The sequence below is a fragment of the Exiguobacterium profundum genome, from assembly GCF_042652865.1.
GTDB lineage: Bacteria > Bacillota > Bacilli > Exiguobacteriales > Exiguobacteriaceae > Exiguobacterium > Exiguobacterium profundum.
This window is the reverse complement of the sequence record NZ_JBHSHG010000001.1, coordinates 1,352,771-1,367,206: the sequence shown is the minus strand read 5'-3', so window position 1 is coordinate 1,367,206 and position 14,436 is coordinate 1,352,771. Positions and strand designations below refer to the sequence as shown.

Sequence of the window (14,436 nt, the reverse complement as noted above, 5' to 3'; positions counted from 1 at the left end):
AGAAATGAACAATGGATTGAATGAAAAAAAGAAATAAAATGAATTAACCTACAAGCTAATAAGCGAATATTTGTTCGTGTCTATGGTATAATCAAGACACTTATGAAATGAGAAGGTGAGGAGTATCTTATGGAATCGATTCCGTTTGCATTACAATCTGAATTTCAACCAGGAGGCGACCAGCCTGAAGCGATTCGACAGCTTGTCGAAGGTGTAAATCGAGGTGACCGGTATCAGACGCTCCTCGGTGCAACGGGTACGGGTAAAACGTTTACCGTCTCGAACGTCATTCAAGAAGTAAAGAAGCCGACACTCGTCCTCGCCCATAACAAGACGCTCGCCGGTCAGCTCTACTCGGAGTTCAAAGAGTTCTTCCCGAACAACGCGGTCGAGTACTTCGTCAGTTACTATGACTATTATCAACCGGAAGCGTACGTGCCGTCGACGGATACGTTCATTGAGAAGGATGCTTCAATCAATGATGAAATCGATAAGCTGCGTCACTCGGCGACGTCGGCTCTCTTTGAGCGCGATGACGTCATCATCGTCGCATCTGTCTCCTGTATTTATGGTCTCGGTAACCCGGAAGAATATCGGAGCCTCGTCTTGAGCCTTCGCGTCGGGAAAGAGATGGGACGTGACGAGATGTTACGTAAACTCATCGACATTCAATATGAACGAAACGATATCGATTTCCAGCGTGGACGTTTCCGTGTCCGCGGGGACGTCGTCGAGATCTTCCCAGCATCGCGTGACGAACACTGCATGCGCATCGAGTTCTTCGGAGACGAGATCGACCGCATCCGTGAGATGGATCCGTTGACGGGTGAAATCATCGCAGACCGTGATCACGTCGCCATCTTCCCGGCATCCCACTTCGTCACACGCGACGAAAAATTGCAAAAGGCAATCGTCAACATCGAAGCGGAACTTGAGGAACAACTTGTGAAGTTCCGCGAAGAAGGGAAGCTCTTAGAAGCGCAACGACTCGAGCAACGAACGCATTACGATTTGGAAATGATGCGTGAGATGGGGTATTGTTCAGGAATCGAGAACTATTCGCGACACTTGAACTTGATGCCTGAAGGTTCAACCCCGTACACATTAATCGATTACTTCCCGGAAGATTTTTTACTCGTCGCTGATGAGTCGCACGTGACGCTTCCGCAAGTACGCGGGATGTACAACGGGGATCAGGCACGGAAACAAGTGCTCGTCGACCACGGCTTCCGTCTCCCTTCGGCGAAGGATAACCGTCCGCTCAAGTTCGATGAGTTCGAGAAGAAAGTCTCACAAGCGATTTTCATCTCGGCGACACCAGGTCCGTACGAACTCGAACATACGCCGAACATGATTGAGCAAATCATCCGTCCGACCGGGTTACTTGATCCGACAATCGAGATTCATCCAATCAAAGGTCAGATTGACTACTTGATGGATCAGATTCGCGAACGCATCAAGCGCGACGAGCGCGTGCTCGTGACGACGCTCACGAAGAAGATGGCAGAGGACCTATCCGATTACTTACGCGAAGCGGGAATCAAGGTCAACTATATGCACTCCGAAATCAAGACGCTCGAGCGAATCGAAATCATTCGTGACCTTCGTCTCGGTAAATATGACGTGCTCGTCGGAATCAACTTGTTGCGGGAGGGTCTTGACATTCCAGAGGTCAGCCTCGTGACGATTCTCGATGCCGATAAGGAAGGATTCCTTCGTTCCGATCGTTCGCTCATCCAGACGATTGGACGAGCGGCGCGTAACGCGAACGGACATGTCATCTTGTTCGCGGACAAGATGACCGATTCGATGGCGCGTGCCATCGAAGAGACGGATCGTCGTCGGTCGATTCAACAGGCTTATAATGAAGAACATGGCATCACCCCGCAGACGATTCGAAAAGACGTCCGAGGGGTCATTCGGGCGACGGTCGAGGCGGAAGAGGAAGCACTCGAATCGCTCAGTACGATGAAGCCGGCCGAACGCGAGGCGGCGATTGCCAAGTTGGAAGAAGAAATGAAGCAAGCGGCACGCGATCTCCAGTTCGAACGCGCGGCCGAATTGCGTGACTTAATCTTGGAGTTGAAGGTAGGGAATTAAATGGCTGAAAAGAAAAATGCGATTGTCATCAAAGGGGCACGCGTCAACAATTTAAAAAATATTGACATCGATATCCCACGTGACCAGCTCGTCGTCTTGACGGGCTTGTCCGGCTCCGGGAAATCGTCACTTGCGTTCGATACGATTTATGCGGAAGGACAGCGTCGGTACGTCGAGAGCTTATCCGCCTATGCCCGTCAGTTCCTTGGACAGATGGATAAGCCAGACGTCGATACGATTGAAGGACTTAGCCCGGCCATCTCAATTGACCAGAAGACGACGAGTCGTAACCCGCGTTCGACGGTCGGGACGGTGACCGAGATTTATGATTACCTTCGTCTATTGTTTGCAAGAATCGGGAAACCGGTCTGTCCGAACCACGGCATCGAGATTTCGAGTCAAACGATTTCGCAGATGGTCGACCAGGTGATGGAGTTGCCGGAGCGGACACGACTCCAGATTTTGGCGCCAATCGTGTCGGGTCGGAAAGGGACGCACGTGAAAGTATTCGACTCGTTAAAGAAAGAGGGATTCGTCCGTGTCCGTGTCAATGGTGAAACGATTGAATTGACGGATGAGATTGAGCTCGATAAAAACAAGAAGCATTCGATTGAAGTCGTCGTCGACCGCCTCGTCGTCCGACCTGACGTCGAAGGGCGCCTCGCCGACTCACTCGAGACGGCATTACGTCTTGCGGACGGCCGTGTCATTATCGATAAGATGGATGGCACCGAGCTTCTCTTCAGTGAGCATCACGCCTGTCCGATCTGCGGGTTCTCCATCGGCGAACTCGAACCTCGGATGTTCTCATTCAACTCGCCATTCGGTGCATGTCCGACGTGTGATGGTCTTGGGACGAAACTAGACGTCGACCCAGAACTCGTCATCCCGGACCCGTCGAAGACGTTGAAAGAGGGGGCGATTGCCGCATGGCAACCGACAAGTTCCCAGTACTATCCACAACTTTTGTCTGCGATGTGCCAGCATTTCAACATCGACATGGACGTGCCGTTCGAGCGCCTATCAAAACGTGATCAGGACCTCGTCTTGAACGGATCTTCGGAGGAATCGTTCCTCTTCCGCTACGAGAACGACTTCGGTCAAGTGCGGACGAATACCATTTTCTTTGAAGGGGTGCTCCGTAACATCGAGCGCCGTTACCGGGAGACAACATCCGACTATATCCGTGAGCAGATGGAAATGTACATGGCGACACATGCGTGTCCGACATGTCACGGCTATCGCTTGAAAGAAGAGTCGCTCGCCGTCAAGATCACGGGTCAGCACGTCGGGCAAGTGACGGAGAAATCGGTCGTGAACGCACTTGCGTTCTTTGAAGGACTCAACGAGCAGTTGAGCGAGAAAGAGATCGCCATCGCCCGTCTCATCCTCCAAGAGATTCGGGAACGACTCAGTTTTTTGAATAACGTCGGTCTCGACTACTTGACGCTCTCTCGTGCCGCTGGAACACTCTCGGGTGGGGAGGCGCAGCGGATTCGTCTCGCGACACAAATTGGGTCTCGTCTCACGGGTGTTTTATATGTCCTTGACGAACCATCCATCGGTCTTCATCAACGTGATAACGATCGGTTGATTTCGACCCTCAAACAGATGCGGGACATCGGCAACACGCTCATCGTCGTCGAGCATGACGAGGACACGATGATGGAAGCCGACTACTTGATCGATATCGGACCAGGCGCAGGAGAACATGGCGGACAGGTCATTGCGGCCGGGACGCCGAAACAACTGATGAAAAATAAAAACTCGCTCACCGGTCAATATCTTGCTGGGAAGAAGTTCATCCCACTTCCGGCTGAACGGAAGATGCCAGACGAACGTTTCTTAAAGATCGTCAAAGCAGAAGAGAACAACCTAAAAGACGTCGACGTTTCCATTCCACTCGGGATGTTCGTTGCCGTAACAGGGGTCTCGGGATCGGGTAAATCGACCCTCATCAATGAGATTCTCTATAAATCGCTCGCGCACAATATGAACCGGGCCAAAGCGAAGCCAGGCAAGCACAAGAAGATTGAAGGACTTGAGCATATCGATAAGGTCATCGATATCGACCAATCCCCGATCGGACGGACCCCTCGTTCGAACCCGGCCACGTATACGGGTGTCTTTGATGATATTCGTGACGTCTTCGCCTCGACGAATGAAGCGAAGATGCGCGGCTACAAGAAGGGACGTTTCAGTTTCAACGTTAAAGGCGGGCGCTGTGAAGCATGTCGTGGGGATGGGATCATCAAAATCGAGATGCACTTCCTTCCTGACGTCTACGTTCCGTGTGAGGTCTGTCACGGGAAACGCTATAATCGTGAAACGCTCGAAGTGAAGTACAAAGGAAAGACGATCGCAGACGTCCTTGATATGACGATTGAGGAAGGACTCGAATTCTTTGAAAAGATTCCGAAAATCAAGCGGAAGATTCAAACGATTTATGACGTCGGTCTTGGCTATATGAAACTCGGTCAGCCGGCGACGGAACTTTCGGGTGGGGAAGCCCAGCGTGTCAAACTCGCTTCGGAACTTCATAAACGGTCGACCGGGAAAACGATTTATATTCTGGACGAACCGACGACCGGTCTTCACGTCGACGACATCGCGCGCTTGTTGAAAGTGTTGCAACGTCTTGTCGAGAACGGGGACACGGTGCTCGTCATCGAGCATAACCTCGATGTCATCAAGTCGGCCGATTATTTGATTGACCTCGGACCAGAGGGTGGAGATGGTGGCGGACTCATCGTCGCAACGGGGACACCAGAAGAAGTCGCGGAAGTGTCAGGCTCGTATACCGGTAAGTATTTGAAGCCGGTTCTCGAACGAGATGCAGCCCGAGTGAAACCGAAAGCAGGAAAAAAGAAATAAGTATAGAAATGGTGAGAAACGGGAAGGTAATTGACGTGCAACCAAATTGAAGGGGGAAAACGAACGTGAAACAAGAAATGCGTGAACTGATTCTCCAGCAAGTGAAGGAAGGCAAGATGACGATCGAGGAGGCGATGACGCAACTCGAACGTCTCGAGCGACTTGAACCGGAACAGGTTCAAGCGCTTGAAGAGCGACAGGATACAGAAAAGGTCGATGCCTATTCGGTTGAATCGCTCACAACGAAACTGACATCTGCAGTGGAAGGGCTCGTGACGAAACTTCGCGACAGCGACTTCTCATTCAGCTCGAACTTTGGTCCGGAAGTGACGTATTCGAAGTCGTTCCCGTTCACAGGTAGCGATATCTCGCTCGACCTGTTCAACGCGTCGGCGACGATTGTTTCGTCTGATGCCGAAGATTGTGAACTGATTGTCACGGGTCGTCCGCTTCGCCAACAAGATGCGGATAAGGCGCTCGAACAGTTACAGTCTGCGGTTAAGCACTCTGTCATTGGTGATCGTCTCGTCGTTTCGCTCCGTGATAAACTCGTCCGGGCCCACGTGGAACTGTACGTCCCGCACCACCATTTCAACCATCTTCTTGTTCAAACGTTGAACGGTGAAGTCCGTGCCGATGGTCTCGATGTCGAGAACGTTCGTGTGCAAACCGCAAACGGGCGTGTCGTGCTCCATGACGTGCATGCATCCGAACTATTACTGAACACTGGTAATGGGACGGTCGAGGTCGAAGGTGTCGAAGCGGAACTCGTTCACGTTCGGACCGGAAACGGTGCCGTCATCGTCGGTGGGAAGTACGATAAAGCCTCCCTCAAGACCGGGAACGGAAACATCCGCGCGGAACTGGCGACAGCTCGTCCTGCGAAGTTTGAACTCGCGTCACTCGCCGGGAACATTCGACTCGTGTTACCACACGGCGTCGAGGTCGAAGGGGAGCTCGAGACGAATTTCGGTGGTCTGCATTGCTTGCTTGATGAGCTCGAAATCATCCGTGACCGCAAGGACGTCGCACAGCGTCGTCTGGAATTCTTATCGGGTCGCGGTCAAACCCCTCGTATCGAAGTCGAGGCGGGGACGCGTACCGGTACAATCGATTTGGAGCACGGTTCGGTCTATACGCCATCCACATTCCTCGATGAAGATAAAGTGGAACCGGCTGACCCGGTCGATCCTGTCGACCCGGGCGATTTGAACAATCCGTTCCATCAACAATAAGAAAATCCCGAAGGCTCAGCCTTCGGGATTTTTTGATTATAGATTCATTTCGTACTCCATCTGTTGCCAATCCATCATCTGTGTATCAAACAGAGTGAAGGCGCTGATAGCAAACACGATGAAGAGGACCGGTCCGGCAATCAAGAGAATGATTCCAAGAAGGCGCATCGACTTCGAGCGATTCCAATAGAAGATGATGGCGACAATCATGGAGATGAGCGCTCCGGACAAGAAGAATCCGATGATGTTCAAGATGAACAAGAGCAAGATCGTCTCATTTTTCGTCGCGGCATATTCTTTCCACATATCGATTAACGATTTGATGATGTAAACGAGGGACCCAATTCCAATCACTAGCGCAAATAAGATGACAATTCCAAATAAACCTTCCATTATTCCACCTCCTAGTTAGCCTATACCCTACATACGAACGGTGTAATAGGATGGTTTCAACAATTTTTTGACACGTTCTTCATCACTTCCCTAGCCCGTCTTAGAAAGAGCTATGATACAATAATGAGCGTGAAAGGGGCAGATACTGATGCAAAATATCGTACGTACCGCTCAAGTTGTTGAGCGTTTTAAACTTCAAGTTATTGCGGGAGAGGAAGGACTTCATCGACCGGTCGCAACACCCGACCTGAGTCGACCGGGTCTCGTCCTTGCTGGCTATTATACGCACTATGCCAAAAACCGCCTGCAAGTGCTTGGGAAGACGGAGTTGACATTCTATGCGAGCCTCTCGGAAGAGAAGCGTCGTGAACGAGCTAAAATCTTGTGTACGGAACAGACGCCAGGAATTTTAATCACGCGTGGCTTCGATATTCCAAAAGAAATCGAAGAAGAGGCGGAAGCAGCAAACGTTCCTCTCATGCGAACGAATGCGGTGACGACATCGATTGAATCACAAATTACGAACTTCCTAGAGATGGAACTAGCACCGATGACGGCGATGCACGGTGTGCTCGTCGATATTTACGGTGTTGGTGTCCTCATCAAGGGCCAGAGTGGTGTCGGGAAATCTGAGACGGCACTTGAACTCGTCAAACGGGGGCACCGCCTCGTCGCCGATGATTCAGTCGAGATTCGTCAAACGGGGGACCAGCTCCTCGTCGGATCAGCACCGAAGCTCATTCGTCACCTGCTCGAGATTCGTGGGATTGGCATCATCGACGTCATGACGTTGTTCGGTGCGGGTGCGGTTCGGTCGCATAAAAAGATCAGTCTCATCGTCAACTTGGAGAACTGGGACGCGGGCAAAGTATACGACCGTGTCGGACTCGACCACAATACGATGAAAATCATCGACAGTGAAGTTCCGCTCTTGACCATCCCCGTTCGACCTGGTCGAAACTTGGCAGTCATCATCGAGGTCGCAGCGATGAACTATCGTCTGCAAAATATGGGAATCAATACGGCTGAAGAGTTCGCAGAACGTCTCGCGAACGCGATTCAGGATACTGAAGGAGACTTGTGAGCATGGTAGAACCGACATTTGATCGTGTGGCGTTTGAGATTGGCTCTTTGCCAATCTATTGGTACGGCATGATTATCGCCTTCGGGGCGATGCTTGGTCTCGTCCTCGCCTTATACGAAGCAAAACGTATCAATTATGATTCGGAACGACTCGTGGATGTCGTCATCTGGTCGATTCCGATCAGCATCGTCTTCGCGCGCATTTATTACGTGACGTTCCAATGGGATTATTATTCAGAGAACCTCGGACAAATCATCGACATTCGTCAAGGTGGGATTGCCATTCATGGAGCCATCTTCGGTGCTCTCCTTGTCGTCATCGTCTATTGTATGCGAAAGTCGATGTCGTTCTGGAAAGTGACGGACATCTTGGCGCCATCGCTTCTTCTTGGACAAGCCATTGGGCGTTGGGGAAACTTTATGAACCAAGAGGCACATGGTGGCGAGACGACGCGTAGTTTCTTGCAAGATACGCTCATGCTACCAGACTGGATCGTCAATCAGATGTACATCGATGGGACTTATTATATCCCGACCTTCTTATATGAAAGTGTATGGAATATCATCGGGGTCATCCTTCTCGTCGCGTGGCGCATGATTGGCAATCCACGACGTGGGTATATCTTCTTGTCATACCTCGTCTGGTACTCAATCGGTCGCTTCTATATCGAGGGACTTCGTACGGACAGTCTCATGTCCGGAGATTTGCGTGCGGCGCAAATGGTGTCAATCGCCTTGATCCTCTTCGGTATCGTCACGATGATTCTTCGTCGCAAGGCGAAACGTTACAACGACCCATCAGAGAAAGGATTGTTTGATTAATGGATACGATCTTATTTGATTTAGACGGTACATTACTCGATACGAACCCACTCATTATCGCGAGTTTCCGCCATACGTTCGACTATTATTTCCCGGAACATACGTATCGGGATGAAGACATTTATCGATTCATCGGACCGACGCTCGAAAAGTCGTTCCGTGAACTCAACGAGCCGGAATGGAAAGAGATGCAAGCCTTCTATCGGAGCTTCAACATCGCCATGCATGACCAACTCGTCGCAGAGTATCCAGGAGTCATCGAGGGGCTATATCGCCTTCATGCGAAAGGATACAAGATGGGCATCGTCACGTCGAAAGGTCGTCCGGTAGTCGAGCGCGGTCTTCGATTGTTCAATATCGACCACTTATTTGACGTCGTCGTGACAGCGGATGATGTCGAGAACGAAAAACCTCACGCTGAACCGGTCGAGCGTGCACTACAAGCACTCGACTCGTCACCAGAACGCGCCGTCATGGTCGGAGACAACGACACGGATATCTTCAGCGGGAAAAATGCCGGAACGAAGACGGTCGCTGTCGGCTGGGCCCTCAAAGGGCGTCCATTCCTCGAATCGCTCGAACCGGACGTCATCATCGACTCGATGGAACATTTCGAGGCGTGGCTAGACGAGGTCAGTATTCATGCGTAAGACGACACGATATCACATCGAGGGACCGAATCCGCTTTGGCAAATGTATCAGACGATTCGCTTTCTGCGTGTCTTCAAAAACACGACGGTCGTTCTGGTCGGTCGTTACTTTCCGTCGGTGAAGGCAAAGCGTTGGCTTTACCAGACGTTCCTCGGGATGAATATCGGAGAATATAGTGCCCTTGCTCTCATGGTCACACCGGACGTCATGTTCCCGGAACGTATCACGATTGGTCGCAATACGGTCATCGGATTCAATTCGACGATCCTCTGTCATGAGTATCTCGTAGACGAGTATCGGATCGGGGACGTCATCATCGGTGATGGCGTATTGATCGGTGCGAACGTTACCATCCTGCCAGGGGTAACCATCGGGGACGGTGCCGTCATCGGCGCGGGCGCGGTCGTGCACCGTGACGTCTTACCAGGAGAGCGGGTCATCGGTTCAAAGCTTCAATCGTTGACACATATTTGACACAATTTTTCGCAAAATGTTTTCATGAGTATTTTGTTCATACAGAATCAATAATACTTGAGCGGTATCACTTTTTTTTAAAGAGATTCCGCTTTTTCATGGATAAATGTACAGAAATGAAGCTATCATATTTTCGTTCAAAAACAATTTTTGAACCTAGTAAAAAATATTCATTATAGAGGGAATATAGTCGCAATTTTTTTTAACTTTTTCAGTTGCCCTCGCTGTTCGAGTGCGGTATTCTTATCCCTGCAACTAAAAAAAGATTTAGAGATGATGTGGAGGATTTAGAATATGGAAGCGAACTATGAAGCAGTAATGACGCTACCCGAACCAGAATCTCCGCTCGCTGCGGAGCTCCACTACTATAGAGGTCGTCGTGCGTTACGTGAAGGTCGCCTGGATGAAGCGACTTTTTTCATGGCTGAAGCGACAGCGGCAGCCACGCATCGCGTCGACTATCATAAACAGTACGCAGAACTGTTATTTGAAGTAGGGGAGGTCTACCACGCCAATGACGTGTGGAAACGAGTATTAGAGCTCGATGAGACCGCAACAGAGGCACTGTATCACTTAGCAAGCAACTGTGCCTATGTCTCTCAATATGAGGAAGCGGCGCACTATGCATCCGAATATCTCGCCCGTGACACGAAAGGTCACTTCAGGGAAGCCGTGCAATCCCTTCTTGAACTGATCGAACTCGAACAAGAGTTAGAGGACGAGGAAGAAGACGAATTGATCACGTGGCATACGGAAGCGCAGCGTCAAATCGATAAAGGACGATTGTTTGCGGCAAAGGTGACACTCGAGCGTCTCATCGGTCAATATCCATCGTTTTGGCCAGCATACAACAATCTGTCGGTCGTCAGTTTTTACCTTGGTGATGACCAAGCGGCATTCCGGACGCTCGAATACGTGCTCGACCAAAATCCAGGCAACTTGCATGCAATCTTGAACACGATTCTCTTGCTCCATGAAGCGGGTCAATCGGAAGTGGCCCTGCAGTTGTCGACACCGCTCACACGTGTCCGTCCACTCCAATTTGACTTACGTTATAAATTAGCGACGACACTCGCGCTTGTCGGACATTACGACCGTGCATATGAAGAACTACGTCTATTGAAAGACCGCGGATTCCGTGGGGACCCATTGTTTGGGCATTGGCTCAGCGTGTCTGCCTATAAGACAGGACGACTTGAAGAGGCAGCCACCTACTTGAACAATGAAGAGATGAAACAGTTTGAAGAGAAACAAAGCTTCGACATCCGAGAAAACCTCGAATTTCGTTCGGCGCTCGTCCAAGGATTGCGTCAAGAGAGCGACTTGGCTCGAATCGAGATTATCCGAATCATCGCCAACTTAAAAGATGACGAAGCGTTCGAAGCGCTTGCGCTCACGAATGCGGTGACGGAAAACGGGACGGTCCGTGCGTTCGCAGAGATGTGTCGTGCCGACCTTTGTCAGCAACCGTTCAAAGGAGACGTCCGGATCAAGCGTGCGTTTGATGCGCTCGTCTTGGCTGAAGCACATGTATCAGAAGCGGAACGGATGAGCCTAGAGGGTGACTTCTATGAACGTTTCGCGACGCTTCTGTTGTCTGATGAATCATTCATGGACGTAACGGCATCGGCCGCTGCGCTCGTCTGGATGTTTTATACGAAACGGGACGCATTGATTCTCGAAAATTGTGCGAACGCCTTCCATCTCTCGGTCGACACGTTGACAGAGACGGTCCGTTCGTTCAAACGGACACTCGAACAAGCATAAAGATAGACGATACCCTTACAGGTTTCTTATACTAAAGGCAATCAATTTCTTGCAGAGGTGGAATCAACATGACAGAAGAAAAAATTTATGACGTCATTATCATCGGTGCCGGTCCTGCCGGAATGACCGCTGCGCTATATGCTTCACGTGCGAACCTTTCAACACTTATGATTGAACGTGGGATTCCAGGTGGTCAGATGGCCAACACGGAAGACATCGAGAACTATCCGGGCTATGACAGCATCCTTGGTCCTGACTTGTCTCAAAAAATGTTCGACCATTCGAAAGCGTTCGGTGCGGAGTATGCATATGGGGACGTGCAAAGCATCTCGGATGAAACACAATATAAAATCGTGCATGCGCACAACCGTGACTATAAAGCACGTGCAATCATCCTCGCCTCTGGTGCTCAGTATAAGAAAATCGGCGTACCGGGAGAAGAAGAACTCGGTGGCCGTGGCGTATCGTACTGTGCGGTATGTGACGGAGCGTTCTTCAAAGGGAAAGATTTGTTCGTCATCGGCGGTGGCGACTCGGCTGTTGAAGAAGGTGTCTTCTTGACACGCTTTGCGAACAAGGTGACGATCGTTCACCGTCGCGATGAGCTTCGCGCTCAGAAGATTCTTCAAAAACGTGCGTTCGACAATGAGAAAATCGATTTCATTTGGAACCACACATTGAAAGAAATCACAGAGAAAGACGGGAAAGTCGGTGGAGCTCGTCTCGTCAGCACAGTTGACGGGACAGAGACAGACCACGAGATTGACGGCGTCTTCATCTATATCGGGATGAACCCGATTACAGGATTCGTTCAAGACCTCGGCATCACGAACGAACAAGGTTACATCGTCACGAACGAGGCGATGGAAACGAATATCCCAGGGATTTTCGCGGCCGGTGACGTCCGTGAGAAAACGCTCCGTCAAGTCGTCACAGCGACGAACGACGGGTCGATTGCCGCTCAGAATGCTCAACACTTCATCGAGGGGCTCCTCGAATCGTTGCAAGAACAAAACGCATGATTCAAGAAGGTAGGACTGCGGGGAACCGCGGTCCTTCTCTTTTTTTCGGACGTTCGTTATACTAGATGGAGAGAGCTACACACACGGCTAGGTTGTCAATTTTAAGGGGGCGTCAGCGAGATGGAAGACTTTAAAGGATTAGAAGAATTGATCATCATCAGTGGGATGAGCGGGGCTGGGAAGTCGGTCGCCATGAATAGTTTCGAGGACCTCGGCTATTTTTGTGTCGACAACTTGCCACCGGTGCTCTTGCCACAATTGATTGATGTCATCAGCTCGGTCCGACCGAAAATCGCGGTCGCCATCGATACACGGACACGAGACTTTATCGATAGCTTATTCATCGTCATCGACGATTTGGAAAAAAAGAATGTGCATCCGCACCTGTTGTATTTAGAGACGCGGGACGACGTGCTCGTTCGCCGTTATAAAGAGACGCGACGGTCCCATCCGCTCGCACCGGAAGATGCGCCACTTGTCGGCATCAAGATGGAGCGCGAACTGTTAGAAGGTTTCCGTGATCGGGCTCACACGCTGTATGATACGAGCGAATTGAAGCCTCAGATGTTGAAGGACCGCATCCTCCAACAATTCAATGAAGAACGGATCCCGTTCACAGTCAACTTCATGTCGTTCGGTTTCAAACATGGGGTTCCGCTCGATATCGACTTGTTGTTCGACGTTCGCTTCATCACGAACCCATTCTATATCCCTGAGCTCCGTCCACTCACGGGTCAGACGACAGAAGTACAGGAATACGTCATGTCTCATCCGGAGGCACGAGCATTTTATAAAAAGTTGATCGACATGCTCGAGTTCCTTCTCCCGCAATATAAACGGGAAGGCAAGACGCAAGTCGTCGTGGCATTCGGTTGCACCGGTGGGAAGCATCGGTCGATTACCTTCGCTGAGAAAGTGTCGGAGCACTTTGCTGAACGTTATAACGTGAAGACGGTCCACCGAGACCTCGCTCACGCGACGAAGGAGAAGTGACATGAGACGAGATCGGAAAGTAGTCGCTATCGGGGGAGGGACAGGATTGTCCACTCTCGTTCGTGGGTTGAAACATTATCCACTCGATATCACGGCAATCGTCACGGTCGGGGACGACGGGGGGAGCTCGGGACGTCTTCGTGACGAGTTTCATATGTTGCCTCCGGGCGATATCCGTAATGTCATCTTGGCATTGTCGGAAGTCGAACCGTTAATGGATAAGATTTTACAATACCGCTTCGATACGGGATTTGGTTTAGAAGGGCATTCCCTTGGAAACTTGATGCTCACGGCGGCGACCCACATCTGCGAAGGCTCGTTTGTCAAAGCGATCGATGTCATGTCGCAGCTCTTGAACGCACAAGGAAAAGTATTGCCGGTGACTGAGACGCTCATGACCCTCGCAGCCGAGTTTGAGGACGGCACCATCGTCCAAGGGGAATCCAAGATCCCCCTTCATGAGCAACCGATCAAACGGATGTTTTTACTCGAAGAAGGCATTGAACCGGCCCCGGGCGTCGTCGAGGCGATTGAAGAGGCAGATGTCATCGTGCTCGGTCCAGGGAGTCTCTATACGAGTATCATCCCGAACTTGCTTATCCCAGCTGTACGGGAAGCCATCATCCGATCGAAAGTCCCGGTCGTCTATATTTGTAACGTGATGACGCAACCAGGTGAGACGAAAGGCTATGACGCGATGAAACACTTGAAAGTCATCGAGTCGTACCTTGGGAAGGCATCGATTGACACGATTGTCGTCAACAACGAACCGATTGAAGAAGAGTATTTGGAGCGTTACCGTGAGGATGGATCGGAAGAGGTCCGTTTCGATCGGAAGAAGCTCCGGAACTATGGCACGAACGTTCTCGCTGGGGACATCGTCGACTATAATCGGGAGTATATCCGTCATGATTCCGACGCAATCGCCGGACTCGTCATGCAGCGGGTACTCCGCATCAAGAAGCCGCGCTCATTTCAAGAATTGGAACTGAAATAAAGATTGTTGGAAAGATAGAAAGGAG

The 14,436-nt window shown here is 50.6% G+C and carries 12 protein-coding genes; 11 read left to right on the top strand and 1 reads right to left on the bottom strand.

What is annotated here, in order from left to right; all coding sequences use genetic code 11:
* Nucleotides 1-129 precede the first annotated feature (129 nt).
* The 3 genes from uvrB to ACFO4U_RS07010 all read left to right on the top strand — a co-directional run bounded on the left by uvrB (nt 130) and on the right by ACFO4U_RS07010 (nt 6,209).
* On the top strand, nt 130-2,100 hold the full coding sequence (gene uvrB, locus ACFO4U_RS07020) for an excinuclease ABC subunit UvrB (protein WP_215243767.1): 1,971 nt from the start codon (nt 130-132) through the stop codon (nt 2,098-2,100).
* A complete protein-coding gene (uvrA, locus tag ACFO4U_RS07015) occupies nt 2,101-4,974 on the top strand; it encodes an excinuclease ABC subunit UvrA (protein ID WP_215243768.1) in 2,874 nt (957 codons plus the stop codon). It abuts the gene before it with no gap.
* A gap of 65 nt (nt 4,975-5,039) precedes the next feature.
* Entirely contained in the window at nt 5,040-6,209 is a 1,170-nt protein-coding gene (locus tag ACFO4U_RS07010) for a DUF4097 family beta strand repeat-containing protein (protein WP_012726931.1), read from the top strand.
* A gap of 36 nt (nt 6,210-6,245) precedes the next feature.
* Here ACFO4U_RS07010 and ACFO4U_RS07005 read toward each other — a convergent pair whose 3' ends face one another.
* The gene (locus tag ACFO4U_RS07005) at nt 6,246-6,602 is read right to left on the bottom strand and encodes a hypothetical protein (RefSeq protein WP_012726930.1); all 357 of its coding nucleotides are present in this window, start codon (nt 6,600-6,602) and stop codon (nt 6,246-6,248) included.
* Between the two features lie 148 nt (nt 6,603-6,750).
* Between ACFO4U_RS07005 and hprK the strand changes: the two genes are divergently transcribed.
* The 8 genes from hprK (at nt 6,751) to ACFO4U_RS06965 (ending at nt 14,411) form a co-directional block, all read left to right on the top strand.
* Nucleotides 6,751-7,686, top strand: coding sequence for an HPr(Ser) kinase/phosphatase (gene hprK / locus ACFO4U_RS07000; RefSeq protein WP_012726929.1), 936 nt, complete (start codon nt 6,751-6,753; stop codon nt 7,684-7,686).
* Nucleotides 7,687-7,688: 2 nt separating this feature from the next.
* Entirely contained in the window at nt 7,689-8,507 is an 819-nt protein-coding gene (gene lgt / locus ACFO4U_RS06995; protein WP_074036274.1) for a prolipoprotein diacylglyceryl transferase, read from the top strand.
* Nucleotides 8,507-9,157 carry a pyrophosphatase PpaX gene (ppaX, locus tag ACFO4U_RS06990; RefSeq protein ID WP_159562639.1) on the top strand — a complete coding sequence of 217 codons (651 nt, stop codon included), beginning with the start codon at nt 8,507-8,509 and terminating at the stop codon, nt 9,155-9,157. Before lgt ends, ppaX begins: the two co-directional genes overlap by 1 nt.
* Entirely contained in the window at nt 9,150-9,632 is a 483-nt protein-coding gene (locus ACFO4U_RS06985; protein WP_074036278.1) for an acyltransferase, read from the top strand. Before ppaX ends, ACFO4U_RS06985 begins: the two co-directional genes overlap by 8 nt.
* Nucleotides 9,633-9,926: 294 nt before the next feature.
* Nucleotides 9,927-11,399 carry a tetratricopeptide repeat protein gene (locus ACFO4U_RS06980; RefSeq protein WP_215243769.1) on the top strand — a complete coding sequence of 491 codons (1,473 nt, stop codon included), beginning with the start codon at nt 9,927-9,929 and terminating at the stop codon, nt 11,397-11,399.
* A gap of 68 nt (nt 11,400-11,467) precedes the next feature.
* The gene (trxB, locus tag ACFO4U_RS06975) at nt 11,468-12,421 is read left to right on the top strand and encodes a thioredoxin-disulfide reductase (protein ID WP_074036283.1); all 954 of its coding nucleotides are present in this window, start codon (nt 11,468-11,470) and stop codon (nt 12,419-12,421) included.
* Between the two features lie 120 nt (nt 12,422-12,541).
* Complete coding sequence (rapZ, locus tag ACFO4U_RS06970) at nt 12,542-13,414, top strand: RNase adapter RapZ (RefSeq protein WP_031422867.1); 873 nt, start codon at nt 12,542-12,544, stop codon at nt 13,412-13,414.
* A gap of 1 nt (nt 13,415) precedes the next feature.
* Entirely contained in the window at nt 13,416-14,411 is a 996-nt protein-coding gene (locus ACFO4U_RS06965; protein WP_074036285.1) for a gluconeogenesis factor YvcK family protein, read from the top strand.
* Nucleotides 14,412-14,436: the final 25 nt, after the last annotated feature.